Annotated in this window: 23 protein-coding genes and 5 pseudogenes; 11 read left to right on the top strand and 17 right to left on the bottom strand. The window is 34.6% G+C overall.

The window, feature by feature from the left end; genetic code table 11:
* The first annotated feature begins 62 nt into the window (after positions 1 to 62).
* Complete coding sequence (locus tag EAG08_RS09860; protein WP_129535279.1) at positions 63 to 758, top strand: pseudouridine synthase; 696 nt, start codon at positions 63 to 65, stop codon at positions 756 to 758.
* 340 nt (positions 759 to 1,098) lie between these two features.
* A complete protein-coding gene (locus EAG08_RS09855) occupies positions 1,099 to 2,136 on the top strand; it encodes a quinone-dependent dihydroorotate dehydrogenase (RefSeq protein ID WP_129535278.1) in 1,038 nt (345 codons plus the stop codon).
* A gap of 71 nt (positions 2,137 to 2,207) precedes the next feature.
* On the opposite strand, the gene EAG08_RS09850 is transcribed toward EAG08_RS09855, so the two are convergent.
* The gene (locus EAG08_RS09850) at positions 2,208 to 3,452 is read right to left on the bottom strand and encodes a DUF445 domain-containing protein (protein ID WP_129535277.1); all 1,245 of its coding nucleotides are present in this window, start codon (positions 3,450 to 3,452) and stop codon (positions 2,208 to 2,210) included.
* 146 nt (positions 3,453 to 3,598) lie between these two features.
* Between EAG08_RS09850 and msrB the strand changes: the two genes are divergently transcribed.
* The 3 genes from msrB (at position 3,599) to EAG08_RS09835 (ending at position 5,374) form a co-directional block, all read left to right on the top strand.
* The gene (gene msrB / locus EAG08_RS09845; RefSeq protein ID WP_228446867.1) at positions 3,599 to 4,084 is read left to right on the top strand and encodes a peptide-methionine (R)-S-oxide reductase MsrB; all 486 of its coding nucleotides are present in this window, start codon (positions 3,599 to 3,601) and stop codon (positions 4,082 to 4,084) included.
* Between the two features lie 127 nt (positions 4,085 to 4,211).
* Positions 4,212 to 4,970 carry a murein L,D-transpeptidase catalytic domain family protein gene (locus EAG08_RS09840; protein ID WP_129535275.1) on the top strand — a complete coding sequence of 253 codons (759 nt, stop codon included), beginning with the start codon at positions 4,212 to 4,214 and terminating at the stop codon, positions 4,968 to 4,970.
* Positions 4,971 to 4,987: 17 nt separating this feature from the next.
* Positions 4,988 to 5,374 (top strand): hypothetical protein, encoded by a 387-nt coding sequence (locus EAG08_RS09835; RefSeq protein WP_129535274.1) that lies wholly within the window; start codon positions 4,988 to 4,990, stop codon positions 5,372 to 5,374.
* 71 nt (positions 5,375 to 5,445) lie between these two features.
* Here EAG08_RS09835 and fabF read toward each other — a convergent pair whose 3' ends face one another.
* The 10 genes and pseudogenes from fabF to EAG08_RS09785 all read right to left on the bottom strand — a co-directional run bounded on the left by fabF (position 5,446) and on the right by EAG08_RS09785 (position 15,729).
* Entirely contained in the window at positions 5,446 to 6,687 is a 1,242-nt protein-coding gene (gene fabF / locus EAG08_RS09830; RefSeq protein ID WP_129535273.1) for a beta-ketoacyl-ACP synthase II, read from the bottom strand.
* Positions 6,688 to 6,831: 144 nt separating this feature from the next.
* A complete protein-coding gene (locus EAG08_RS09825) occupies positions 6,832 to 7,257 on the bottom strand; it encodes a PaaI family thioesterase (RefSeq protein WP_129535272.1) in 426 nt (141 codons plus the stop codon).
* Between the two features lie 9 nt (positions 7,258 to 7,266).
* The gene (locus EAG08_RS09820) at positions 7,267 to 7,872 is read right to left on the bottom strand and encodes a TetR/AcrR family transcriptional regulator (protein WP_129535271.1); all 606 of its coding nucleotides are present in this window, start codon (positions 7,870 to 7,872) and stop codon (positions 7,267 to 7,269) included.
* A gap of 124 nt (positions 7,873 to 7,996) precedes the next feature.
* Positions 7,997 to 8,413: an OsmC family protein gene (locus EAG08_RS09815; RefSeq protein WP_047443176.1), complete on the bottom strand. Its 417-nt coding sequence runs from the start codon at positions 8,411 to 8,413 to the stop codon at positions 7,997 to 7,999.
* A 93-nt stretch (positions 8,414 to 8,506) separates the two neighbouring features.
* Positions 8,507 to 9,337, bottom strand: coding sequence for a helix-turn-helix domain-containing protein (locus EAG08_RS09810; RefSeq protein WP_228446847.1), 831 nt, complete (start codon positions 9,335 to 9,337; stop codon positions 8,507 to 8,509).
* Between the two features lie 140 nt (positions 9,338 to 9,477).
* A pseudogene (locus EAG08_RS09805) lies at positions 9,478 to 12,170 on the bottom strand (TonB-dependent receptor domain-containing protein).
* 64 nt (positions 12,171 to 12,234) lie between these two features.
* Positions 12,235 to 12,555 (bottom strand): hypothetical protein, encoded by a 321-nt coding sequence (locus EAG08_RS09800; protein WP_228446846.1) that lies wholly within the window; start codon positions 12,553 to 12,555, stop codon positions 12,235 to 12,237.
* A 58-nt stretch (positions 12,556 to 12,613) separates the two neighbouring features.
* A complete protein-coding gene (locus tag EAG08_RS09795) occupies positions 12,614 to 13,270 on the bottom strand; it encodes a hypothetical protein (RefSeq protein ID WP_129535268.1) in 657 nt (218 codons plus the stop codon).
* A 174-nt stretch (positions 13,271 to 13,444) separates the two neighbouring features.
* A complete protein-coding gene (locus EAG08_RS09790) occupies positions 13,445 to 14,131 on the bottom strand; it encodes a response regulator transcription factor (protein ID WP_129535267.1) in 687 nt (228 codons plus the stop codon).
* 51 nt (positions 14,132 to 14,182) lie between these two features.
* A pseudogene (locus EAG08_RS09785) lies at positions 14,183 to 15,729 on the bottom strand (sensor histidine kinase).
* 198 nt (positions 15,730 to 15,927) lie between these two features.
* Here EAG08_RS09785 and EAG08_RS23140 point away from each other — a divergent pair.
* A pseudogene (locus tag EAG08_RS23140) lies at positions 15,928 to 16,411 on the top strand (SRPBCC family protein).
* Positions 16,412 to 16,451: 40 nt separating this feature from the next.
* Here EAG08_RS23140 and EAG08_RS09775 read toward each other — a convergent pair.
* From EAG08_RS09775 to EAG08_RS09755, 5 genes and pseudogenes are all read right to left on the bottom strand, one after another.
* Positions 16,452 to 16,792: pseudogene (locus EAG08_RS09775) on the bottom strand (hypothetical protein).
* Between the two features lie 50 nt (positions 16,793 to 16,842).
* Complete coding sequence (locus tag EAG08_RS09770) at positions 16,843 to 17,022, bottom strand: hypothetical protein (RefSeq protein ID WP_129535266.1); 180 nt, start codon at positions 17,020 to 17,022, stop codon at positions 16,843 to 16,845.
* Positions 17,023 to 17,064: 42 nt separating this feature from the next.
* A pseudogene (locus EAG08_RS09765) lies at positions 17,065 to 19,112 on the bottom strand (S9 family peptidase).
* Between the two features lie 167 nt (positions 19,113 to 19,279).
* Positions 19,280 to 20,020 carry a uroporphyrinogen-III synthase gene (locus tag EAG08_RS09760; RefSeq protein ID WP_129537248.1) on the bottom strand — a complete coding sequence of 247 codons (741 nt, stop codon included), beginning with the start codon at positions 20,018 to 20,020 and terminating at the stop codon, positions 19,280 to 19,282.
* Positions 20,021 to 20,030: 10 nt separating this feature from the next.
* Positions 20,031 to 20,597 (bottom strand): DUF4271 domain-containing protein, encoded by a 567-nt coding sequence (locus EAG08_RS09755; protein ID WP_242803594.1) that lies wholly within the window; start codon positions 20,595 to 20,597, stop codon positions 20,031 to 20,033.
* Between the two features lie 178 nt (positions 20,598 to 20,775).
* On the opposite strand from EAG08_RS09755, the gene EAG08_RS09750 reads away from it, so the two are divergent.
* Genes EAG08_RS09750 through EAG08_RS09735 form a run of 4 tightly spaced genes read left to right on the top strand, consistent with a single transcriptional unit; the run spans position 20,776 to position 24,116 of the window.
* Entirely contained in the window at positions 20,776 to 21,492 is a 717-nt protein-coding gene (locus tag EAG08_RS09750; protein WP_129535265.1) for a polyprenol monophosphomannose synthase, read from the top strand.
* Positions 21,489 to 21,857 (top strand): DUF4296 domain-containing protein, encoded by a 369-nt coding sequence (locus tag EAG08_RS09745; RefSeq protein WP_129535264.1) that lies wholly within the window; start codon positions 21,489 to 21,491, stop codon positions 21,855 to 21,857. Before EAG08_RS09750 ends, EAG08_RS09745 begins: the two co-directional genes overlap by 4 nt.
* A gap of 3 nt (positions 21,858 to 21,860) precedes the next feature.
* A complete protein-coding gene (tgt, locus tag EAG08_RS09740) occupies positions 21,861 to 22,994 on the top strand; it encodes a tRNA guanosine(34) transglycosylase Tgt (RefSeq protein WP_129535263.1) in 1,134 nt (377 codons plus the stop codon).
* Positions 22,995 to 23,003: 9 nt separating this feature from the next.
* On the top strand, positions 23,004 to 24,116 hold the full coding sequence (locus tag EAG08_RS09735) for an LptF/LptG family permease (protein WP_129535262.1): 1,113 nt from the start codon (positions 23,004 to 23,006) through the stop codon (positions 24,114 to 24,116).
* Here EAG08_RS09735 and EAG08_RS09730 read toward each other — a convergent pair.
* A complete protein-coding gene (locus EAG08_RS09730) occupies positions 24,110 to 24,775 on the bottom strand; it encodes a biotin--[acetyl-CoA-carboxylase] ligase (RefSeq protein ID WP_262696829.1) in 666 nt (221 codons plus the stop codon). The two genes, EAG08_RS09735 and EAG08_RS09730, sit on opposite strands and share 7 nt — an antisense overlap.
* A 133-nt stretch (positions 24,776 to 24,908) precedes the next feature.
* Here EAG08_RS09730 and rsfS point away from each other — a divergent pair, with 133 nt between their 5' ends.
* Positions 24,909 to 25,277: a ribosome silencing factor gene (gene rsfS, locus EAG08_RS09725; RefSeq protein ID WP_129535260.1), complete on the top strand. Its 369-nt coding sequence runs from the start codon at positions 24,909 to 24,911 to the stop codon at positions 25,275 to 25,277.
* Positions 25,278 to 25,290: the final 13 nt, after the last annotated feature.

The following is a 25,290-nucleotide window of genomic DNA, read 5'->3' as shown; positions in this document are numbered from 1 at the left end:
AATGAACTCAAACATGCCGTTCAATCAGGGCTAAATCAGTCGAAAATTTCTACTTTTGTCCCATGTTAGAAATTCTTTATCGTGACGAACATCTTATTGCCATCAACAAACCCAGCGGATTATTGGTTCATAAATCTTTTTATTCGGGAGAAGCCGATACTTACGCTATTCAGGAATTAAGAAACCAAATTGGGCAAAAAGTTTTTCCTGTGCATCGTTTAGACCGAAAAACTTCTGGTGTTTTGTTGTTTACTTTAGATAAAGAGACTTTGAGAATCATGAGCGACCAGTTTGCCTCACGGGAAGTCGAAAAGAAATACATCGCAATTCTTCGTGGCTGGGCAAAAGAAGAAGAAACCATCGATTATGATTTAATTAATGAAAATGAAGTCAAGCAAAATGCCATTACCTATTATCGTCGTTTGCAGACTTCGGAAATAGATTTACCTTTTTTAAAGCATCAGACTTCGAGATATTGTTTAGTAGAAGCGATTCCTGAAACGGGAAGATTTCATCAGTTGAGAAAACATTTTAAACATATTTTGCATCCGATTTTGGGCTGTCGCAAACACGGTTGCAATAAACAAAACAAGTTATGGCTTGAAACTTTTGGCATTACTAAGATGACGCTTCACGCTCATCAATTAATTTTTAATCATCCGATTTCTAACGAAAGAATTACCGTAAATGCTACAATAGATGATGAATTCAAAAGAGTAGGGGGAATTTTAAAACTTGATTTGAGTTTGTATAGTTAATTATTGAATGGAATTCCTATTCTTAAATGCAAAGATTTATTAAGCAAACGTTTTATTTTTAGAGAGCAAAGGCAAATAAATTTGCTTCGCTAAGCTACGCGCAAGCTTCATCAAATCGACTTGTCGATTATTCTTTGCTCCTTTAAATTCTACATTTAGAATATAAACTTTGCGTTAAAAAGATTTCGCAGATTTAAAGAATTAAGCAGATTTTGAATTGTTCATTCGTGAAATTTGTGGTTTAAGAATTAATTGCAACAATCATCCTCATTTAAATAAATTATCACACATCAAGAATTCATTAATTTGAAAATGATTATTTTTGTAAAACTTTTTTTCAATGTACAAATCGCTCATTCGTCCAATTCTTTTCAAATTTGATCCCGAGGAAGTTCACCACTTTACTTTTTCGATGCTTAAAAATTTCGGATTTCTCACTAAATTATTCCTTCCAAAACCTATTGTAGACAAACGTTTGGAAAGAGAAGTTTTCGGACTGAAATTTAAAAATCCGGTTGGATTGGCAGCAGGTTTCGATAAAAATGCGGTTTTATTCAATGAATTAGGCGATTTAGGATTCGGATTTGTAGAGATCGGAACGGTAACTCCAAAAGCGCAGGCTGGAAATCCTAAGAAAAGATTGTTCCGTTTGATTGAAGATGGCGGAATCATCAACAGAATGGGTTTCAACAATGACGGACTTGAGGCTGCGATTGAAAAGCTGAAAGGCAACAAAGGAAAAATCATCATCGGTGGTAACATCGGAAAAAACACCAACACAACGCCGGAAAATTATACACAGGATTATCTCGACTGTTTCGAAGGTCTTCATCCTTACGTCGATTATTTTGTGTTAAATGTGAGCTGTCCAAACGTGGGAAGTCACGCAAAACTAGAAGATGTGGAATATCTGAGGGAATTGATTACAGCAGTTAAGGAAATCAATCAGACCAAGCCGACTCAAAAACCAATTCTTCTGAAAATCGCTCCTGATTTGAACAATCAACAGCTTGACGAAATTATTGAGCTCATTGCAGATACAAAAATCGACGGGATCGTGGTTTCAAATACATCAGTGAACAGAGAAGGTTTGAAAACTTCACCTGAAGTTTTAGCAGAAATCGGAAACGGAGGTTTGAGCGGAAAACCAATTCGTGAAAGAAGTACGAAAATGATCAAATATCTTTCAGATAAAAGCAATAGAGCATTCCCAATTATCGGAGTTGGCGGAATTCATTCTGCAAAAGATGCGATCGAAAAACTGAATGCCGGAGCGAGTTTAGTTCAATTGTACACAGGATTTATTTATGAAGGACCACAGTTGATCAACGATATCAATCAGGAACTTTTGACGAGAGCGGGAAGAATTGCGAGGTAAAATATAATTTATAATATATCAGAAAAGCGAAGTCATCAAGGCTTTGCTTTTTTATGCTTGAAATTTTAGATTTAAAGAAAAAAATGCGAAATCGTATAAATAATCAATCCCACCAATCCACCAACCAAAGTGCCGTTCACACGGATAAATTGTAAGTCTTTACCAACCTCTAATTCAAGCTTTTCACTCAATTCTTTCCCTTGCCAGTTTCCAACAGTTGAACTGATGAGGTTTCCGGCTTGATGGGTGTTTTTCAGAATGTATTTGTAGGCGGTTACTCGTACCCAATTGTCAATTTTATTCTGAAGATTTTCGTCGGTTTTCAGATTTTGAGAAAACTCGTTGAGGTTTTTTGTAATGTATTTTTTTAATGAAGATTCTTCTTCCTGCAATTCTGTGCTCAACGTTTTTTTAATGGAAAGCCAGATGTCATTTGAATATTCATCTAGCTTGTCAGTTTTTAGAAAGTCATTTTTAATAGACTTAAATTCATCATTCCATTTCGGGTCTTCTTTTAAATCGATAGAAAAATCGTAAATCTTTTTTGTGATTAAAGTTCTGATTTCGTGATTCGTATCTTCTTCTACTTCACGGAAGAAATCCGAAAGCCCACTCGCAATTTTCTCAGCAATTTTATTATCTACAAATGAGGGGATAAAAGAATAACTTCCTTTTTTTACCCTTTCCTGAATCATTGCATCGTTTTCTATTAAATATTCTTTGATTTGTTTTGAAAGATTGGTGACAATTTTCTGATGGTCATTTTTGTCTAAAAGATAGATAATTCCGTTGCCTAAAATTTTGTTTAGCTGAATATCATCGGTCATTTCGCTGACTTTCTTGCTGATAAAATGGCTGACTTCAGAATCATCTAGTTTATTAAGAATGTCTAAAATAATATCCGAAAGATTTTTAATTAAAGCTTCCTGATTTCTTTCTTTCGTGAGCCATTCCCCAACAAAGTTGGATATTTTGATTTTTTGAATGTAAGGACGAATCGTCTGAGGTGATAGGAAATTAGACACTACAAAGCTTCCCAAATTATCACCGAGTTTCTCTTTACTGTTTTCAATAAGATTCGTGTGCGGAATCGGAATCCCAAGGGGATGGCGGAATAAGGCGGTTACGGCAAACCAATCTGCCAAAGCTCCGACCATTGCTGCCTCTGAAAAAGCACGAACATAGCCAATCCAATGAGAGTCATGAGTTTTTTGAAGAATGGTGGTCACCACAAAGATGATGGCCATCAAAACAAAAAGTCCTGTGGCAAAAGCCTTGTATTTATTGAGTTGTTTTCTTTTAAGTTCATCATTCATAGTCTCAAATTTAGTAAATTTGGAATTGGAAAACAGAATAAATTCAGATTGAAGATCATTGCGGATTAAAATTTGCATTCATCTTGAAGTTTTTAAAATCAATCATGAAATTTTTGATTCCCATATTGTTATTAACCTTTCTGCAAATGTGTTCGCAGACTCAAAAACCCGTCAAAATTACTCCTATGGAAAATACTGAAGCAAAAAACAATCCATATTATTCAAGAACTGACCGTACAAAACTGCATGTTTCAAACGACGAATGGAAGAAAATTCTTTCACCGGATTTATATGCTATCGCAAGGGAAGCTGCTACAGAAAGACCTTTTACCGGAAAATATAATGAATTTGATGAGTTAGGAGAATATTATTGTGCAGTTTGTGGAAATCACTTATTCCGTTCAGATTCCAAATTTTCGTCAACTTGTGGTTGGCCAAGTTTTTTTGAAGCTGATAAAGAAGGAACAGCTTACAACAGAGATTCAACTCATGGGATGGAAAGAATTGAGGTGGTTTGTAAACGTTGCGATTCTCATCTAGGTCACGTTTTCAATGACGGTCCAGCTCCTACGGGAACACGTTATTGCATGAATTCTGTAAGCTTAGAATTTGTTCCAGATTCTCAAAAATAAGAGCTTAGTATCAGATAATCATTAAGTTAAACTTTCTTAAATTCAGTTAAACTTTTGAGTTTTTAACTGTTACTCCGTTATGTTTTTATAATTTTGCTCGACCAATTTTTAATTAACATAATATTTAATGAAAGGATTTTATAGCGTATTAGGCATTGTGTACTTGATTTCTACCTCGTTTTATCTAGCTCCAAAAAAGGCAGATAATGACAGAAATACTAAAAGCACAAACAAAATAGAAACTATAATTGAGTCAAAATCTCTAAAAAATACAAACAAAGTGAGTTCTTCTGAAGAACTTTATCAATCTATCTCATTCGAAAATACCAATAAACTTCAGTTTGATGTTTTTGCAAAAGCATTACTAGGTTTTGAAAATCTTAAAAAAGCCGGAAAACTGAGTGAAGAAGCTCATCTTTTAACCATTTGTGATTTCTCATTATCTTCAAATGTCAAAAGACTTTGGGTAATTGATACTGAACAAAGAAAAGTTCTTTTCAATTCATTGGTTGCTCACGGAAAGAATACAGGTGAAGAGTTTGCAACTAATTTTTCAAATACAGAAAGTTCATTACAAAGCAGCATGGGATTTTATATCACAGAATCTACCTACAATGGCGATAATGGATATTCTCTAAAACTTTTAGGAATGGACAGGGGTTTCAATGACGCAGCATATAAAAGAGCTGTCGTAATGCATGGAGCAGATTATGTAAGTGATGAATTTGCTGCAGCTCACAAAAGGATCGGAAGAAGTTGGGGTTGCCCGGCAATTCCAAGAAGTCTGACGGAACCAATCATCAATACCATCAAAGGTAAAAATTGTCTTTTCATTTATTACCCTGATGAAAATTATCTTTCCTCTTCGGAGTGGCTTAAAGCTTAATTAGATTTAGAAAAATAATGGATCATCATTCAGATTTTATTGCAGCTATAAGATTAAAAAGCAATTCTGATGGAAGCAGTACTTTTGAAAAAGGAAAATTACCTTCTTTACAAGCAATTAGTGTTTCTTCGTTTTGGATAAGCAGGCAAACTGAAGATTGGGAAAAGAATACTCACCCAGCGCCGAGAAGGCAATATGTTGTAACGTTGAAAGGAAAAATCAGGTTCAAAGTTAGTGACGGTTCTACATTTCTACTTGAGCCAGGAATTATCCTTTTAGCAGAAGATACAGAAGGAGTAGGGCACAGTTGGGAAATTGCAGAGGGTGAAAAATGGGAAAGAATATACATTCCAATGGATGAAAATTCTGATAACCTTTTCGTTTCTGATTCTTATAAAAAATAATTAGATAATTTATAAACAACAAAAAGCAGTCAAATTTGACTGCTTTTTGTTGTAGTATGTAAGAATAAATATTACTTAAATTTCTTGAAAATCAAAGTTGCATTATGTCCGCCAAAACCAAAGGCATTGCTTAAAGCGTAATTGATTTCTTTTTCTTTAGCTTCATTAAAGACGATATTGATATCTCTCGGAATTCTCTCATCAATATTGTGCATATTAATCGTTGGCGGGATGATTCCGTTTTGAATAGCTTTAATAGAAAGAATAGCTTCGGCAGCTCCAGCAGCCCCCAATAAATGCCCGGTCATCGATTTGGTTGCACTGATATCTAAATTGGTACTACCTTTAAAAACTTTAGTAATTGCATTGAGCTCAATCAAATCTCCAAGTGGAGTAGAGGTTGCATGCGGATTGATATAATTGATGTCTTCGGCGTTCACTCCTGCTTCTTCCAATGCTAATTGCATCGCTTTTATGGCTCCTGCTCCTTCAGGATGAGGTGCTGTCATATGATATGCGTCGGCAGTCATTGCGGCACCAACTAATTCGGCGTATATTTTTGCACCTCTTGCTTTTGCGTGTTCGTACTCTTCAAGAACCAAAGAACCTGCACCTTCACCCATTACAAAACCGTCTCTATCAGCATCATATGGTCGGCTTGCAGTTGCAAAATCGTCATTTCTTGTAGACATGGCTTTCATGATAGAAAATCCTCCAACAGAGGCAGGAGTAATTGCTGCTTCAGAACCACCACTGATGATTACCTTTGCTTTTCCTAGTCTGATATAGTTAAAAGCATCCATGATTGCGGTATTTCCGGTGGCACATGCAGAAACGGTGGTGTAATTGATTCCCTGAAGGCCAAACTTCATAGAAATCATTCCCGATGCCATGTTTGCGATAAATTTAGGAACAAAAAACGGGTTAAAACGTGGAGTTCCGTCTCCTTTTGCGAATTCCATTACTTCGTGTTCGAAGGTCCACATTCCACCTTGTCCGGTTCCCCAGATAACTCCGGTATCAAATGGATCCATCTTTTCAAAATCTAAACCTGAATCCTGAATTGCTTCCGCAGATGAATACATGGCATATTGAGTAAAAAGGTCACTTCTTTTTATTTCATTATGAGTAAGATGAACTTTTGGGTCAAAATTTTTCACTTCACAGGCAAAATGTACCTTGAATTTTTCTGTATCAAAATGTTTGATCAAAGCTGCACCACTTTTTCCGTTGATGCTGTTTTGCCAAAAATCTTCGACATTGTTTCCCAAAGGTGTTACTGCACCCAATCCTGTAATGACAACTCTTTTCATATATAGATTTTACTGTTGTTTTTTAATATTTATGACGTCATTTTTGTTCTTAAAACTCTTGCCGATTTCATAAATAAATATATTTTTTTTAAAGGTCAAATAATAGCATCAAAACTGTGCCTAAATATTTTGCCGATTTTATGTTTAATTATTGATTTTAAATAAATTAGAAGTTCCTCTTGCAATTAAGCGTGTTTTATCTTCGTTCCAGATTTCACATTGTGCATTTACAAATTGTTTTCCTCTTTTAATGACTTTAGTTTCCGCAATGATATGGTCGTTTTCTTTTGCTGTCGAGAAATAATCTATCGCATTATTTATGGTAGTGATAAATGATTTTTCATTTAAAGAAAACATGGTTGCGCCAATAATGTCATCCATAATTGCTGCAGTTATTCCACCATGAAGATTTCCCATAGGATTCAGCCATTCTGGTCTTACGGTATATTGAAATTCTATCTTTCCTTCTTCTGCAGAAAGCACGACAGGATTTAGCCAACGCATAAACGGAGATGGAGATTCTGTAAATTCTTTCCCGATGAATGCCTGTAGTTTTGCAAGTTTATCCATAACAGTATTTTATAATGGAGTTTGTTTTATTTCCCGATCGATGATTGATATTACTCTATCTAACGCAAGATTGAGGTATTTTTCATCGTCTGTAGTTTTTGATAGCAGAATTCCACCTTCAATCAGCATGATGAAGAGTGACGCATATTCTTCTGAATTAATTTTTTTACTAAATTCCCCGCTTTCTTGTCCTTTTAAAATGATTTTAGATACGGTTTTCTTCCAGTTTTCAAAAGAAATGGCAACTTGTTTTTTAAGATTTGGGAAAGTATCATCAGATTCTGTTGCCGCATTCATAATCGGGCAACCACCATTTGCAAAAACAAAATGCCAGTTTTTTCGGTAAAAAGCAACAAATGCATAGAGTTTATCAAGTAAAGTAGGAAATTCGTCGCCAAAAGACCTCAATAAATTTTTCCCAAGAAGCCCAGAATTAAATTTATAAACTTCTATTGCCAATTCATCTCTGTTCTCGAAATTTCCGTAAATGCTGCCTTTAGTCAAACCTGTTGCCTCAGAAATGTCAGATAACGACGTTCTTGTGTAACCCTTGCTGTTGAACAAGGCTGCCGTTTTCTCGATGATGAACTGTTTTGTCTTTTCTGCTTTAGACATTTATACAAAATGATGTGCAAATATAATAAAAATATACCAATCGGTATATTCGATTCTAAAAATAAAGTCTGAGATTCAATTATCTTCAGACTTCATATTGTAATCGGGTTAGTTTATCTAAAACTTAAGCCAAAGTTGCATTCAAAGTAATTTCGAAATTGAAAGCTGCGCTTACCGGGCAACCTTCTTCTGCAATTTTTGCATATTTTTGAAAGTCTTCTTCAGAAATTCCAGGAACTTTTGCAGTTAAAGTCAATTCAGACTTTGTGATTTTTCCGATGCTTGGGTCTAATGTGATTACTGATTTTGTCGTCAGTTCTTCAGGTGTGAAACCGGCCTGAGAAAGTTCTGCGCTCAATTTCATTGTAAAGCATCCTGCGTGTGCTGCTGCTAATAATTCTTCAGGATTTGTTCCTACACCATCTTCAAAACGGCTGCTGAAAGAATATTGAGTTTGGTTAAGCGTTGTGCTTTGAGTCGTTAAATGACCTTTTCCTTCTTTTACGGTTCCGTTCCATACGGCTGTTGCGTTACGTTTCATAATGTTTTGAATTTTTTAATGTTAAATATTAATTGCTTTTTTGATGATACAAAGATATTGAGTGTAAGTTCTTCAATAAATAGATTTAAAGCATTAAATGTTGTACTTTTTTCCCGACGAATAATTTTTCTTGAAATTGATTGGAGTGCTTCCTACTTTTTGGGTGAAGAGCCTGTTGAAATAGGCGGGGTCTTCGTAACCTAAATCATAGCCGATTTCTTTCACTGTTTTGTCTGTATAGAAAAGAAGCCTTTTTGCTTCCAGCAGAATTCTGTTGATGATATATTGATTGGGAGAATCCAGATTAAGATTTTTAAACTTGTGGCTCAGTGTTTTGGGTGCAACATGAAGCATTTCTGCATAATCTGAGACGTGATGCTTTTCTCTGTAATGAATTTCCAGATAACGGCTGAAGTCTCTGAAAACCTCAAGTTCCTGATGGTTGATCTTTAGATTTTCGGTTTCTATATTTTGAACTTTCCATTTTCTGGTGGCACGAATGATCATTTGTTTCAAGTACGTTCTTATCATTTCTTCGGAAGAAGAATCTTTAGACTCAAGCTCATCTTTAATGTTTTCAAATAAGTTCTTGATGATGTCATTTTCAGAATCACTGAGCTCAACTTTTGGATTTTCAAACACATTGTGAAATAGCAATCCGTCACACGCAACTTCTTTATCATGAATTTGAATACAATAAAAATCTCTGTTATAATAAATAAGAGATGCCTCGTCTGCATTTCCTTTTTTGATATCGAGAAGCTGGTAAGTAATGAAAAAAAGACTTGGAGATTCTGTTTTGTAATGATTAAAATCTACGGTAAGCTCATATCCTGCGGGCAAATACAATACTTTGATGTAAGGTTGTGATTTTAGACGTTCTACGCTTTCAAAATTATTTTGAGAGAAATGTTCAAAACCCAATTTTTTATAATCGTCCTCAAAAATAAGTTCTTCAAAACCATATATTTTCTTTAACTGAAAGGTACAAAAAAAGCATGATGCAATAAGATTAAATTATCGACATCATGCCTTAGATTTATTTAAAAATAAATTGAATCAAATTAGAAACTCACATCCAGTCCTACGTAGAAATTAGCTTTCATAATTGGAGCATATACCATTCCGCCATCAAAATAATTTCCGAAAGGATTTTTGAAATCTACAATCGCATTTTTCTGATTGTAAGAAGTCAGGTTTTCACCGCCTACATATGCTCTGATTTTCTGGTTGAAATTTCTTGAAATCTGCGCATTTACAACTGCATAAGATTCTGAGTATGTAGGAATTTGAAATTCTACAGGATTGCTTGCTGTATTGGGAAGCCTTTGTTTTCCGACAACATTTAAAGTGGTGTCAAAACTCCAGAATCCGCCTTTTGTATTTTTATTGGTTGCATACGCTAAATTTACAAAACCTCTGTGCTTCGCCATAAAAGGAATTTCCCTTCTTCCATCGATGTAATCTGCTTGTACATCATAATATTTGTAAGCCAATCTCACTTCAAAATTTTTGAACGGAGTAAAATCCCATTGTGTTTGAAATGAATTAGCGAAAGATTTCCCTTCTAAATTATAGAAAGTCAATTGCTGAGGCGAACGGTCAAGATCTACCAAAACCTGATCCTGGAAATCTGTTCTGAAAAAATCAACCATCAAAGTAGATTTTCTTCCGAATAGTTTAAATTCCTGTTGCAGACTTGCCCCAAAATTCCAAGCAATTTCCGGTTTCAAGCCATAAATATCTCCACCATTTTGAAGAATCTGAATGTTTCTGTTGGATGCAAAATACTGTTGGTTTTCCGCAAAAACTGAAGCGGTTCTGAAACCTCTTCCAGCAGATAACCTTAAAATAGTTTGCGGCGTGAAATCATATTTAAAATTTAATCTCGGCGTAAACTGAGTTCCTGCCAGATTATGAAAATCAGCTCTTGCTCCGGCAACCAAAGTATATTTTAAACCCGTCAAAGTATATTCAGCAAAAATTCCGGGAACGACTTCGTTTCTTTTGAAATTATCGGTCAGATAATCTTCATTGTACGTATCATACATGAAACTTGCTCCGGTTTTATATTTATGGTTCGTATTTCCGATGATACTTTCAAAAATTAAATTTGAATAATATGTATGCTGCTGTCCTGAATAATTTCTCAATCCGAAAAAGCTGTCCTGCTGATGATAGACATACTGATTCATCCAACCCAAACTTTGGTAAGGTTTTCCTTTAAAAACATAACCCGTCTTGTTCCAAACCTGAAATCTGGAAATATCAATCCCAACTCCGTAAGCAGTTTGTTGGTCTTGCGAAAGTTTTTTATCAAAACCGATTTGTCCTGCAGTTCTTTCATCTTTCACGAAATTAATTCCGAAATGCGAACCAAAACCTGAGTGTTCTAAATCATTAAAATTCAATAAATAAGCTGCATTCAACTGTGTTCCTTTTGGTCGGTCAAGGAAGCCGTCATCATTCATATCTGTATCTCCAAACGTTCCGTTTCCGTGAAGTAGAAAAGTTTGCGTCCAATGATCATCAATTGGTTCCACATGGGTGATATTCGCTTCAGCTCTTCCGTTAAAATCAGAAAATAAATTTAAAGAAGTCTCAGATTTTTCAGAATTCTTAATCAGTTCGGTGTTGATTTGTCCTGTGATACTTTCGTAACCGCTCGTTACAGTACTTCCACCTTTAGTCAGTTGAATACTTTCAATCCATCTTCCGGGAATAAAATTTAATCCATAAGCAGATGCCAAACCTCTGATTTCAGGTAAAAGCTCTTTAGTCAGACTTGTGTATTTTTGATCTAAACCTAACATTTTAAGCTGTTTTGTTCCCGTTACCGCATTACTAAACGAAACATCAACAGTTGCATTGGTTTCAAAACTTTCAGATAAATTACAACACGCTGCTTTTAATAATTCTTTTTTGTCGATATTAAAAACCAAGCCCGCCTCCTTTTTATTGATAGATGTTACCGCTTTAGATGCCGATAACTTTACTTCTTCAATGTTTTTTGCGTTTATGTCATGTTGATGACCAGCATCGGAATCTGTGTGTTTTTTTGAATCGTGCATTGTAGCATTTTGATCAGAATGTACATTAGCATTGGCTTCACCAAATGCAGTCTCACGGTCGTACAAACAACATCCCGGAAGCTTTTTGTAAATGTCCTCAGTCGTTTTGTATTTTTCGTTATCGTGACCTACTTCAGCAATCTTTTTAAAATCTGGTCTGCTGAGGTTTTTGAAGAATCAAAATCTAAAATGACGATTTGTTTTTCTGCATTCCATTCTGCTGATTTTGCTCCCGCTGATTTTGCTGCTTTTTCAATTCTGGCTTTGCAAGATTCACAATTTCCCTTTACAAAAAACTCATTTTCACCTTTTGAATGATTGTGGTTTTCTGCTGGTGGTGTTTTTTCAGTTTGAGCTTCCCTTTCGTAATGACAGCATCCTGGAAGTTTTTGATAGGTTTCATCAGAAGCTTTGAACTTCTCGTTGTCATGTCCGGCTTCTGCTACTTTTTTAAGAATATCTTCAGACGAAATATTGTCTGACGTTTCTAAAGTGAGTGTTTGTGCATCAACTGAATATATGGCTGTAGTTGCTCCTGCTTTCAAAGCTGTGGATTCTATTCTTTCTTTGCACATATCGCAGCTCCCTTTTACCTGAAACTGGCTTTTATGAAGGTTTTGAGCAAAGATAAATTGTGTAAATAACAGGAATAGGCCAAGGATTACCTTGGTAGTATATAATTTCATTGTTTAAAATTTAGATTAATTAAAAAACGATTCATTAAAATCTTAATGAATAATTTGGATGTAATTAACCTAGTTTAGGCGGTTGCCAAATGTCTTTTAAACTATCTGAAATATGAGGATCAGAATATTGAAATTCTAAACTTTTATCTGTTTTAAAAGGGGTGTGATTGAAAAATAAGGTTTTTGCAGAAAGATTTTCTACGAAATTATGGCATGTCATACAAAGAGAACAACAATCGTCGTTGCATGAAGATTCCCCGTTTTTTTTATCGTGACTGTCATCATCTTTTTCGCAACAGCTATGAGTGTTTGATTCTGTGTTGCAACAGTTTTCCTGTGAAGTCAGGGTATAAAAATTATTTTTAGGAATCAAGAAAATTCCCAAACAAAAAATAATTAATAAAAACTGTGTGTATTTCACAATGCAAACTTACGGAAAAATTTCAAAGTGCCTCTCCAACTTTTTTAGCACAATCATGCCAAGGCTCACCGTGGTCAGGATTCATTTTTGGCTTTGGACCTGTATTATTTGCTACAGCTTTAGGTGCCGGCATTGGTTGCGGAGCTTGTACTTGAGTTGTCTGTGCAGTCGGTTGAGATGCAGGTGCAGGTTTGCTGTTTAAGGGCTGACCAACAGGAATGTCACATCTGTGGCCTGGCTGACCGTGTGGAGGATTCATTCCCGGAGCAGTTTTCACTTGTTTCCCATTTTGATCCATCATTATTTTTCCCGGACTTACTGCATTGGGATCAATTTGAACTTGGCTATTTCCGTTTACCGTAATGTTTTGTGTGGAAGGATTAGCCGCCGGTGCGGGTGTTCCGCCGCCATTTAAAGGTTGTCCAACAGGAATTTCGCATCTGTGACCCGGTTGCCCGTGAGGAGGATTCATTCCTGGAGCGGTTGCTCCAGCTGGAGAATTGGGTGCAGCAGTTGTAATTCCTGCCTGATTCAATAATGAAGGTTGTGGGGTGTTGTTGACCGCTGCGATTGGTTGTTGAACTCCTGATTCGTCTTTTATGTAAGTAGGTTTTTCGTCTTTCTTGCAAGAAATAACTAAAATCCCTGCCGTTAAAACTCCTAAAAATATATTTTTCATAAGTAGTTTTTATTGTTTTTTTAAGGTCATATGGTATCGCTTAATCTTTATTGGAGATTATTTCCTAGGTTAGTCATAGCGATTTCATAATGAATAAGCGTAAAAAACAAAATTAGCAAAACATTTCTAAATGCTTTGCTAATTTCTGTATTATATTGGTATTTTAACGTTCGTTTAGTTCTTAACCAAAAGTCTGAAACCTTCACCGTGAACGTTGATGATTTCTAGCCCATCGTCTTCTTTCAGGAGTTTTCTCAATTTTGCAATGTAAACATCCATACTTCTGGCGGTAAAGTAATTTTCTTTTTTCCAGATTTTTCTTAATGCAAGATCTCTTGGCATAAAGTCGTTTCTGTGAAGGCAAAGCAACTTTAAAAGCTCATTTTCTTTGGGTGAAAGTTTATATTCATTATCTCCAACTCTCAATTGTCTCAACATAGAATCAAAGAAGATATTGCTGATTTTAAACTGCTCCTGCTCTTCATTTTCTAAAGTAGAGCTTCTCTGAAGAATCGCTTTGATTTTATATAAAAGTAATTCAGTATCAAAAGGTTTTGTGATGTAATCATCAGCTCCCAGTTGATAACCTTTCAAAATATCTTCTCTCATATTTCTTGCAGTAAGGAAGATAATAGGGGTGTTTTTATCGATTTTCTTAACGTCTTCCGCTAAAGAAAAACCGTCTTTTTTAGGCATCATTACGTCAAAAATACAGATGTCAAATTCGTTTTCTGTAAATTCTTTCAGACCTTGTTCGCCATCGACTGCTAAAGTTACTTCAAAATTGTTGATAGAAAGGTAATCTTTCAAAACTGCTCCGAAACTCTGGTCGTCTTCTACTAATAATATTCTGTTGCTCATATCTTGTTTATTTATTTAATTTATTATTACTTTATTAATTATAATTTTTAGCTAAGCCATTGGAAGTTTAATGATAAACTTACTTCCGTTGTCTTTTTCTGAGTCTACAATCACTTGACCTTTATGAAGTTCAACGATTTTCTTAACGTAAGAAAGCCCAAGCCCTTGTCCTTTTACATTGTGAATGTTTCCTGTTTCTTCGCGGAAGAATTTTTCAAAAATTCGGGTTTTGTTCTCTGTTTCCATACCCATTCCTTTATCGGAAATTTCGATTACGTACCAATTGCCTTCGTTTTTGGTTTTTATGTCGATTTCTGGTGCTTCCGGAGAATATTTATTTGCATTATCCAAAAGGTTAACCAGCATATTTGAGATGTGGAATTCATCAATTTTGAAAATATATTTATCGGCATTAAACTCCTGTCTCAACGTACCGTTTCTCTGAGAAACAATAAGACCAAATGACTCAGTTGTTCTTTTGATTAATTCTCTTACGTTAGTTTCTTTCAGGAATAATTTAACCTCGTTTCTTTCCAGCTTAGACATATTGAGAACGTTTTCTACCTGCTTTTTCATTCTCAGGTTTTCCTGCTTAATGAGACTTGAGTAATATCTTACTTTTTCAGGATTGGTTGCTATTTTATCATTGGCTAAAGAATCTGTCGCTACTGAAATGGTCGCCAGCGGAGTTTTAAACTCATGAGACATATTATTGATAAAGTCAGTTTTGATCTCAGCAATTTTCTTCTGCTTCATCATGTAATTAATAGAAATAATATAAATTCCCAAAATTGTCAGGAGAGAAAGAAATGTTCCTAAAAGCATTGGCCAGTTATTCATCGCTAAAGAATACTCCTTTTTCGGGAACACTAAAGCTAAAGTATACAACGTTCTGTCTTTTGTATCTGTAAATAGAGGATAAGAATAGGTGTTGCCTTCTTTTTTATCTTTAAAAATCTTGTTGACTACATTGGTCAATTTGTTGTTTTTATCCATAACTCCATATCCGAAGTTAGCAGAGATTCCTTTCATGCTCAATTCTTTGGTAATGATTGAGTCTAAAACCTTTTTGTCAACACGTTTTGTGATTGGTAGATTATTACCTCTTACATCTAGAAATTCCTTTAAAGTGTAATCCCCATTTCCAATATCCTGATTAATTTCACTAGTTAATATTTCTCTTTTGGTTGTGTCTTTTTAATCGTGTAAGCAGCACCATCTGTGTACAATGTAGTTAAACGTAGTGAATCTCCACTTTTGTTGAGAGGAAGTTGCTTTTGTTCAATAAGATTTTTAGAATAGATTATTGATCTTTGAGTTCCAGAATCAATCGTTTGCTGGATTGTCGTCAACGAAGGTTGTTTACTGTTTGCCTTAATATTGTCTCTGAAGTTTTCATAATTTTCATTAAATAATTTTTCTGCTTCTAATTCAGAGACTGTTTTTGTGGTATTTTCCAGAGCGGTATAGACTTTGTTGGAAAACTCTTGTTCCAGCGCTCCATAATATCCTTTAAGCCAATAAAACTGCAGTGTCACAAAGACAATTAAAGAAATTGTCATGAAGACTGAGATTATCGGGATGAACTTATTATTCATTGAATATAATAATTTGTAATTACAAATGTTAAAATTAAATATTTTATCACGAGATAAACAAAAAATGCGCCAAAAAATTGTGTCCAATTTCTTAAAATCATGTTTTTTAACATTTTTTTACGAATACATCCTTTTTTATTGGGAAATATTTAGTGGTTAGTAAGTTTAAATTTTTAATTTTAAATAAAAATATTACAAATGAATTCTGAAATAGTTTTTAATAAAGATTTTGATTCGAAAAGTATCTACGTCATGAAAGTCTATGATGCGGAAGTTTCAAAAGTATGGGATTATTTTACTCATGCTGAACTACTTGACCAATGGTGGGCTCCGAAACCATGGAAATGCGAAACTGAAAATCTCAACTTTGAAGAGGGGGGGGTGGTTCTACTCCATGAATGGTCCGGAAGGGGAGAAAATTTATTCACAAGTGAAGTACGGTGAGATTAATAATGGAAGGAGTTTTGACGGAATCGACGCATTCTGTGATGAAAATGGAAAAATTGATGAGAATTTCCCGCAAACCAAATGGCTTCTAGGTTTTACCGGAGTTGAAGAAGGGACCAAACTATCTGTCAACATGCATTTTCAAACTGAAGAAGACATGAAAAAGCAATTGGAAATGGGTTTTGAAGAAGGTTTTAAAATGGGCTTGAATCAGCTCGAAGAGATTTTAAAATAATAAGCAAAAAAAGGAAAGCATAATAGCTTTCCTTTTAAATTTATAGTAATTCCTCTTCCTGAAAATAATGAATAATCGCTTTTTCATCAAAAGCTGTTGCTCATTAGGTTTCAGTTCAGGAAGTTTTTCCACTTCCTCAAAATGCGGATATCCGTCTTTATCGTAATGGGTGAATTTAAAATAACCGAAAGGTTCAAGCAATCTGCAAACTGCAATGTGCAGGATATTCAGTTTGTCGTCTTTGGTGTATTTTTGTTGTCCGCTTCCCAATTCCTGTACACCGATTAAAAATAAAATGGTGTCAATCTGCGGATGTTTTTCTGTGTCGAAATTTATTTGAAAAAATTCTTCAACCTTAGCCCATAATTCTGCTTCTGTCATGATATATTTATCTGATATTCTTTATAATAAATTAAAGAATAAACATTTATTTATAAATTATTGTTATCGTATTTTCTTTGGTCTTCTTCCCTTGCATTTTTTAGAAGTTGAGCCAATTTTTCTTCCTGTCTGATTTTGAAATCTTCTCTTTTTTCACTTCTTCTAATTTTATCTCTTTGTATAAGATAATAAATGACTGTAATTGCTATAAAAATTAATATTAACATCACATTTTATTTAATAATAAATTTAAACAAAATCAGAAGAATGATTTAGATTATTTTATTTTCAAGTTTCATCAAAAACGCATATTCTAAAGCGTCTTCTTTTAAAGATTCAAATCTTCCACTTGCGCCGCCGTGACCAGAACTCATATCGGTTTTAAACAATAAAAGATTGTCGTCAGTCTTCAATTCACGTAATTTTGCAACCCATTTTGCAGGTTCCCAATATTGTACTTGAGAATCGTGAAAACCGGTAGTAATCAACATGTGTGGATAGTCTTTTGCTTCCACATTATCGTATGGCGAATAATCTTTCATATAATGATAATATTCTTCATCATTCGGATTTCCCCATTCATCATATTCTCCCGTTGTCAAAGGAATGGTTTCATCCAACATCGTGGTTACAACATCTACAAAAGGTACCTGCGCAACAATCCCGTTAAATAATTGTGGCTCGTAATTAACGACAGCTCCCACCAACAAGCCTCCTGCGCTTCCGCCCATTGCATACAAATGTTTTGATGAGGTATAATTTTCTTTAATTAAATATTTTCCGGCATCGATGAAATCGAAAAAAGTATTCTTTTTAAAGAGCATTTTTCCATCTTCGTACCATTCTCTTCCCAAATATTCTCCGCCACGAATATGTGCAATTGCATAAATAAAACCTCTGTCAAGAATTGAAAGCCTTACATTGGAAAAACTTGCATCAACCGTGTGTCCATAACTTCCGTATCCGTATAAAAGAACCGGAGTGTCTGCAGTCTTTTTGGTATCTTTATGATAGACCAAAGAAATAGGGATTTTCACTTCGCCATCTCTCGATTCTGCCCAGATTCTTTCTGAAACATAATTTTCTGCGACAAATTTTCCGCCCAAAACTTCCTGTTGTTTTAGAAGTTTCGTAGTTTTATCTTTCATATTATACTCAAAAGTAGAACTCGGAACGGTAAGCGATGTGTAGCCATAACGTAAAATCTCGGTATTAAATTCTAAATTTAAACCAATATAAGCCGTGTAAGTTGGGTCTGAAAAAGGTAAGTCATACGTCTCTCCATTTTTCTCATTGATAATTTTTATCTGTAAAAGCCCTTCTTCTCTTTCTTCCAAAACCAGATAATCTTTGAAAATCTCAAAACCTTCAAGCAAAACTTCGGGACGATGCGGGATTACATCTACCCAGTTTTCCATTCCACAATTGTCGATTTTGGTTTTTACGATTTTGAAATTGGTTGCTTCGTCTGCATTGGTGATGATGTAAAATTCATCTTCGTAATGTTCTACAGAATATTCCAGATCATCAATCCTCGGCTGAATCACTTTCCATTCTGCAAAAACGTTGTCTGAAGGGATGAAATGATGCTCATCAGAAATTGTGCTCGAACTTGCCAGAAAAATATATTCTAATGATTTTGTTTTGAAAACATTCACATCAAAAGTTTCGTCTTCTTCATGGAAAATTAAAACATCTTCAGAAGGATTTGTTCCTAGCTCATGTCGGTAAACTTTATACGCACGAAGACTTTCATCTTTTCTGATGTAAAAAACGTGCTTGTTGTCATTTGCCCAAACGGCTTTTCCGGTTGTATTTTCTATTTTGTCTGAAAGAATTTCGCCAGTCTTTAAATTTTTAAAATTTAAACTATAAATTCTTCTTCCTACATTATCTTCTGAAAAAGAAACTAACTCGTTATTCGGACTTACTGCAACATTGGCAACTTCAAAAAACTCCTGACCTTCTGCCAAAATGTTGACATCCAAAATGATTTCTTCAGGATTTTCCATGGTCTGAAATCTTCTGCAGAAAATAGGATATTCTTTTCCTTCTTCATAACGCACGATGTACCAGTATTCATTGAAGAAGTAGGGTAAAGACTCATCATCTTTTTGTAACGGGCTTTCATTTCCTCGTAAAGGTTTTCTTGAAAAGCTTCCGTTTCTTTCATCATCGCCTCTTCGTAAGCATTTTCTTCTTCGAGATATTTAATGACTTCAGGGTTTTCTCGGTCGTTCATCCAGAAATAATTGTCAATTCTTTTATCTCCGTGAATTTCGAGTATATTTTCTATTTTTTTTGCTTGTGGAGCTTTCATTCGAATGTTTCCTTATTTTAATTAAATCAATTTTCGTTAAATTTTAGACTAAAATGTGTTTTAAAAACGAAATTGTATTCAATATTAATTTTTGTTCAAATTTAATTAAAAAAAAGCCATCTTTCCTTTAATCGAAAAGACGGCTGTATGATATAAAGTTTTAAAAACTATTTATGTAAGCTTTTGATGTATTTTTCAAGTGCCATAGTCATTGACGGTGTTTCCTTTGTAGGAGCCATCAAATCTATTTTTAAGCCTGCTTCTTCGGCAGCTGCTGAAGTGGTAGGGCCGAAAACTCCGATTTTTGTGTTTTCCTGTTTGAAGTCTGGGAAGTTTTGCTGTAAAGATTTGATTCCCTGCGGACTGAAGAAAATCAACATATCGTAGTCATTAATGTTGATGTCTGTCAAATCGCTGCAAACCGTTCTGTACATAATCGCTCTTGTCCATTGAATATTTGCTGAATCCAAAGTTTTAGGGATATCCGCGCTCAAAACATCAGATGATGGTAATAAATATTTTTCGGATGGAAACTTTTTAAACAAAGGCAAAAGATCTGTGAAATTTTTCTCGCCAAAGCTGATTTTTCTCTTTCTGTAAACGATATGTTTTTGAAGATAGTTAGCAATCGCTTCAGACTGGCAGATATATCTCATGGTATCAGGAACAGAAAATCTCAATTCTTCTGCTAACCTAAAATAATGATCGATCGCATTTTTACTGGTAAAAATAATACCGGTATACTGCGTTAAATCTATTTTCTGTGTTCTAAGTTCTTTGTTGTCAACCCCCGCAACATGGATGAAAGGACGGAAATCAATCTTTATTTTTTCCTTCTTTGCAATTTCCAAATATGGAGAAGACTCACTAGGTGATGGTTGAGAAACCAATATAGACTTTATTCTCATCATGTATCTATTAAATAAATAATAACTTCCAAAGCAACAATAAAGGTGTTATTTGGAGCGTGCAAATATACAAAAATTTATAATACCATTTTTGAGGTAAGATGTTGTTCCTGTGAAATAAATAGAAAAATACCTTAAACACAAAGACAAACATAAAAAAGAAAAAATAGTATAAAAACGCTTCATTTCTATCAATTGGGAAATAATAGTGGGTTATACACAAGATTATTACCAAAATTGAAAGAATGAAGTGAAATTTAGTGGAGGTAAAATAAAAAATAGTCCATTTTTTTCCGTCACCTATGCTTTGGTAAAATAAAAACCCAAGTGCCGTTCGAAGAAAATAAAATAATGAAACTGCAGCCAGACAATATCCAAATTTATTCATTTGATATCCAAAAACTTTCAGTTTTGCTGCATATTCCGGGACTACCGGAACATATTGAGATATTAAAACGGCTAAACCTAATGTAATTACACACGAAGTGATAATCCAGCTTGGCAGGTTATTGCTCGAGTCAAAGTATTTCTGAAGAAGAAAATCTTTGAGATTGGCTTCCCGTTCTATGACATTCATCATAAAAATATATAAGAAAAGGCATCCTATAAGTATAAAAACTACCCAATCATTATTTTCGGGTATTCTTATTTGGTTGGTAAAATCTTGAGATTGTGGCAACGGATAATTTTTTGCAAAATTATAGATTATTTTGTATAAAATAAAAAGCTTAAATAACTTATCTTTGCCAATTGAAATGAAAAAACTCGTCATCATTCCAACATACAACGAAAAGGAGAATATCGAAAAGATAATTTCTGCTGTTTTTGCATTGGAACAAGGGTTTCATGTTTTGGTTGTAGACGATTCTTCGCCCGACAAAACGGCAGACATCGTTAAAGAATTACAGAAAAAATTCCCGCATACCCTTCATTTATCGATAAGACATATTAAAGATGGATTAGGAAAAGCCTACATTCATGGTTTTAAATGGGCATTGCAAAACAATTACGACTACATTTTTGAGATGGATGCCGATTTTTCTCACAATCCGAATGATTTACCTAAACTTTTTGATGCTTGCTTAAATGCCGATATGGCAGTTGGATCTCGTTATTCGAAAGGTGTGAATGTGGTCAATTGGCCGATGGGAAGGGTTTTGTTGTCTTATTTTGCTTCAAAATATGTGAGATTTATTCTCGGACTTTCCATTCATGACACTACAGCTGGTTTCGTTTGCTTTTCTAGAAAAGTTTTAGAAGAAATCGGTTTAGATAATGTGAAATTAAAAGGATACGGTTTTCAGATTGAAATGAAATTCAGAACTTTTAAGAAAGGTTTTAAAATCGTAGAAGTCCCGATTATTTTCACCAACAGAGAATTGGGTGAAAGTAAAATGAACGGTGGCATCATTCATGAAGCGGTGTTTGGTGTTTTAAATTTAAAATGGAAATCAATAATCAATAAATTATGAAAAGACTAAGCGCGCTTTTGATGTTTGTGTTTTTGGTTTCTTGCAGCGAATATGTTGACAAGCCTAAAAATCTTCTTGATAAAAGTACAATGTCTGAGATTATGGCAGATTTGGCAATAAATGATCAGGTTACCAATACATTTCAAGGCAAAAATTTAGAAAGCGGAACGAGATATATCCTTAAAACGCATAATGTAAAGGCTGACGATTTTGTTGAAAGCTATAAATATTATGTAGCAACAGGAAAAATGAATAAAATTGTGGATAATGCACAAGTCATTCTTTTAGAGAAAGACCCGAAAGCAAAAGGTTTTGTGGAGAAAAAATCTAAACCCGACACAAATCTTCCCAAATTAGTAAGATAAAATATGCAGCAATTTTTTAAGATAGAAAAAACTTCACAGGGAAAGGCTAGAGCAGGAGAATTGGTAACAGACCACGGGGTTGTGCAAACTCCGATTTTTATGCCGGTAGGAACTGTTGCAAGTGTGAAAACCGTACATCAGAGAGAACTTAGAGATGATATTAAAGCTCAGATTATTTTGGGAAATACCTATCATTTATACCTTCGTCCGGGTATGGAAGTGATGGAGGAAGCTGGAGGTTTGCATAAATTTATGAATTGGGATCTTCCGATTCTTACCGATTCCGGTGGTTTTCAGGTTTTTTCACTTTCAGGGACGAGAAAAATGTCTGAAGAAGGGGTGAAATTTAAATCTCATATTGACGGAAGCGTGCATTTGTTTACTCCAGAAAAATCTATGGAAATCCAGAGACAGATTGGTGCAGATATTTTCATGGCTTTTGACGAATGTGTTGCATATCCTGCACATTACAATCAGGTGAAAAAATCTATGGATATGACCCACCGTTGGTTAAAAAGATGCATGGATTGGAATGAAAAAAATCCTGAATTATACGGATATAAACAAAGGTTCTTCCCAATTGTTCAAGGATCTACCTATTCAGATTTAAGAAAAATTTCGGCGGAAGTTATTGCAGAAGCAGGTGCGGAAGGAAATGCCATCGGCGGTCTTTCTGTTGGTGAGCCGGAAGATGAATTATACAGAATCACCGATGAGGTGACCGATATTTTACCTAAAGATAAACCAAGATACTTGATGGGAGTAGGAACTCCGTGGAATATTCTGGAATCTATCGGTTTAGGGATTGATATGATGGATTGTGTGATGCCGACAAGAAATGCCAGAAACGGAATGCTTTTCACTTGGCAAGGCGTCATGAATCTTAAAAACGAAAGATGGAAAAAAGATTTTTCGCCGCTGGATGAGTTTGGGACAAGTTTTGTAGATAGAGAATATTCTAAAGCGTATGTGCGTCATTTATTCGTTTCGAAAGAATATTTAGGAAAGCAGATTGCTTCTATCCATAATCTGGCTTTTTACTTAGATTTGGTAAAAGTTGCGAGAGAACATATATTGGCAGGAGATTTCTATGAATGGAAAAATTCTGTAGTTCCTGTTTTAAGACAAAGACTTTAAAATTATTTCATGTTTAAAATTGTAGACAGATATATCGTAAGAAAATACCTTGGAACCTTTGGTTTCATGCTGATATTGCTGTCTACGGTTGTTTTGGTTATTGATGTTCAGCAGAAAATTCCTAGAATTGAGAATGCCACCGCTCTTGATCCAAAATTAAATTTAACCTATTTTCTTATTCATTTTTATCCTTTTTGGATTATCAATCTGGTCGTTACATTTTTGGCGATTCTGGTGTTTATTTCTGTGATTTATTTCACCTCCAGAATGGCAAATAATACTGAGATTGTGGCGATTATCAGTAGTGGTGCAAGTTTTCACAGATTTGCAAAACCTTATTTGCTGACTTCTCTTTTCATTGCTTTACTTTCACTGGTTGTTAATCATTTCGTGTTGCCGTGGGCGAATATTAAGAAAAATGCGCTCGAAGCATATACTTATAATCAAACGAATAAAGATAAAATTCTGGGGACAGCTCCGGTTTCGGCACAATTAAGCAAAACGGAATATATCTTCATCAATTCGTGGAATAAAAAAGAATATCGTGGCTACGGCTTTGTTTACCAAAAATTTGATAAAAACCGTAAACTGACTTACGAGCTGAAGGCAAATGATGCTTACTGGGATCCTGCGAAAAAGCAATTTGTACTGAATAGTTTTCTTGAAAAGACCATTAATAAAGATGATTCAGAAAAATTAGGTCAGGGGTTCGAGCTGAGGAAAAGTTATGGTCAGGCACCGGAAGAATTATTTCCAAACGAACTTTTGGGTCAAAATAAAACGACTCCTGAGCTTATAAAATTCATCGATAGAGAAAGAGAAAAAGGAAACAGTAATTTGAATGCGCACTTAAATGAGTTTCATCAAAGAACCTCAATGCCCGTGTCAATTATCTTACTGACGTTTTTAGCACTATCGCTTTCTTCTCAAAAGAAAAGAGGAGGTTTGGGGATTAACTTAGCAATAGGAATTTCCTTAGCGTTCGTATTTGTATTCTCGTTTGAAGCTTTAAAAGTGGTTTCAGAGAATAAAATTCTGACTCCGTCATTGGCAATGTGGATGCCGAATATTATCTTTTTTCCGCTAACTTTAATCTTGTATATCAGAAGAGCCAATCAGTAAAGAAGTTTTATTTCTTTATGGTAAAACGATTTTGTTTCATCTTCAAATTCAATCCAGATTTTACCTTTTTCGTCAGCTTTTCGGATGATGCCATTTTGTCGCTTTCCGTCAATCTCGAATACTGAAATTTCATCTTTTCTGAATAGATTTAAATTAAATTCTTCTAAAACATCTTCTTCAGAATCTATATTTTTAAATTTCCCAACTAAAAATTCATGCAGTTCTTTAGTGAAACTTTGTAAATCTATTTTTTTTCCGGTTTGTGTGAAGATTGAGCCTGCATTAGATATTTCATCAAATTTTTCCTGCAGAATATTGATTCCGCTTCCTATAATGAAATAATTTTCACCGTTGAATTTTTTCTTTTCAATCAGAATTCCAACTACTTTTTTGTTGGCTAAGATGATATCATTTGGCCATTTTATCTTCACTACCTTTTCGGTCAGTTTGGCAAGAAACTCGCGTATTGCTGCTGCGGTATAATAATTGAACAAGAAATCACTGAGTTTAGTGTCCTGAATTTTTACAGCAATTGTATAAGCAAGATTCTGCTCAGGGTGGGAAGCCCAAATATTTCCATACTGTCCTCTTCCTTTTGTTTGATTAAAAGTATAGAGACCAACAAAATTTGAATGTGGGTAAAGTAAAACCTGAGATATTTCGTCATTAGTAGAAGAACACTCTTTTGGTAAAACAGATTGGTCATTTATGAAAACTTTAAGACATTAAAGCCCTAAAAGTAAGGTTAAAGTAAAAGAAAAACAATAAATTTGCAGATTATAGTATATTTTAATGAACAAAACAGTAGAAAAGCAAGCGCTAATAGATAAAATTGTAGAAGCTATCCAGGATGTAAAGGGGGAAGATATTATGATTTTCGACCTTTCAAAAATTGAAAACTCGGTAGCAGAAACATTTATAATTTGTAGTGGTAACTCAAATACACAAGTCTCGGCATTAGCAGGAAGTGTAGAAAAAAAAGTAAGAAACGATCTTCAGGACAGACCTTGGCACGTAGAGGGTACAGAAAACTCAATGTGGGTCTTGGTAGATTATGTAACCGTGGTGGTGCATATCTTCCAGAAAGAAACTCGTCAGTATTACGATATTGAAGAACTTTGGGGTGATGCAAAAATCACCAAAATAGAAAGTGAAGTATAAATTTTAAAAGTAT

The sequence above is a fragment of the Chryseobacterium sp. 3008163 genome, assembly GCF_003669035.1.
GTDB lineage: Bacteria > Bacteroidota > Bacteroidia > Flavobacteriales > Weeksellaceae > Chryseobacterium.
The sequence above is the reverse complement of the archived record's forward strand: the minus strand, read 5'-3'. Positions and strand labels throughout refer to the sequence as shown.

Bases quoted from the DNA above. Each gene is read 5' to 3' on its own strand.
- EAG08_RS09855 (WP_129535278.1), top strand. From the start codon at position 1,099: ATGTACAAATCGCTCATTCGTCCAATTCTTTTCAAATTTGATCCCGAG.
- EAG08_RS09790 (WP_129535267.1), bottom strand. From the start codon at position 14,131: ATGAGCAACAGAATATTATTAGTAGAAGACGACCAGAGTTTCGGAGCA.
- EAG08_RS09735 (WP_129535262.1), top strand. From the start codon at position 23,004: ATGTTTAAAATTGTAGACAGATATATCGTAAGAAAATACCTTGGAACC.
- EAG08_RS09760 (WP_129537248.1), bottom strand. From the start codon at position 20,020: ATGAGAATAAAGTCTATATTGGTTTCTCAACCATCACCTAGTGAGTCT.
- EAG08_RS09795 (WP_129535268.1), bottom strand. From the start codon at position 13,270: ATGAAAAATATATTTTTAGGAGTTTTAACGGCAGGGATTTTAGTTATT.
- EAG08_RS09860 (WP_129535279.1), top strand. From the start codon at position 63: ATGTTAGAAATTCTTTATCGTGACGAACATCTTATTGCCATCAACAAA.
- EAG08_RS09835 (WP_129535274.1), top strand. From the start codon at position 4,988: ATGGATCATCATTCAGATTTTATTGCAGCTATAAGATTAAAAAGCAAT.
- tgt (WP_129535263.1), top strand. From the start codon at position 21,861: ATGCAGCAATTTTTTAAGATAGAAAAAACTTCACAGGGAAAGGCTAGA.
- msrB (WP_228446867.1), top strand. From the start codon at position 3,599: ATGTGTTCGCAGACTCAAAAACCCGTCAAAATTACTCCTATGGAAAAT.
- fabF (WP_129535273.1), bottom strand. From the start codon at position 6,687: ATGAAAAGAGTTGTCATTACAGGATTGGGTGCAGTAACACCTTTGGGA.
- EAG08_RS09815 (WP_047443176.1), bottom strand. From the start codon at position 8,413: ATGAAACGTAACGCAACAGCCGTATGGAACGGAACCGTAAAAGAAGGA.
- EAG08_RS09745 (WP_129535264.1), top strand. From the start codon at position 21,489: ATGAAAAGACTAAGCGCGCTTTTGATGTTTGTGTTTTTGGTTTCTTGC.
- EAG08_RS09750 (WP_129535265.1), top strand. From the start codon at position 20,776: ATGAAAAAACTCGTCATCATTCCAACATACAACGAAAAGGAGAATATC.
- EAG08_RS09840 (WP_129535275.1), top strand. From the start codon at position 4,212: ATGAAAGGATTTTATAGCGTATTAGGCATTGTGTACTTGATTTCTACC.
- EAG08_RS09820 (WP_129535271.1), bottom strand. From the start codon at position 7,872: ATGTCTAAAGCAGAAAAGACAAAACAGTTCATCATCGAGAAAACGGCA.
- EAG08_RS09850 (WP_129535277.1), bottom strand. From the start codon at position 3,452: ATGAATGATGAACTTAAAAGAAAACAACTCAATAAATACAAGGCTTTT.
- rsfS (WP_129535260.1), top strand. From the start codon at position 24,909: ATGAACAAAACAGTAGAAAAGCAAGCGCTAATAGATAAAATTGTAGAA.
- EAG08_RS09825 (WP_129535272.1), bottom strand. From the start codon at position 7,257: ATGGATAAACTTGCAAAACTACAGGCATTCATCGGGAAAGAATTTACA.
- EAG08_RS09755 (WP_242803594.1), bottom strand. From the start codon at position 20,597: ATGAATGTCATAGAACGGGAAGCCAATCTCAAAGATTTTCTTCTTCAG.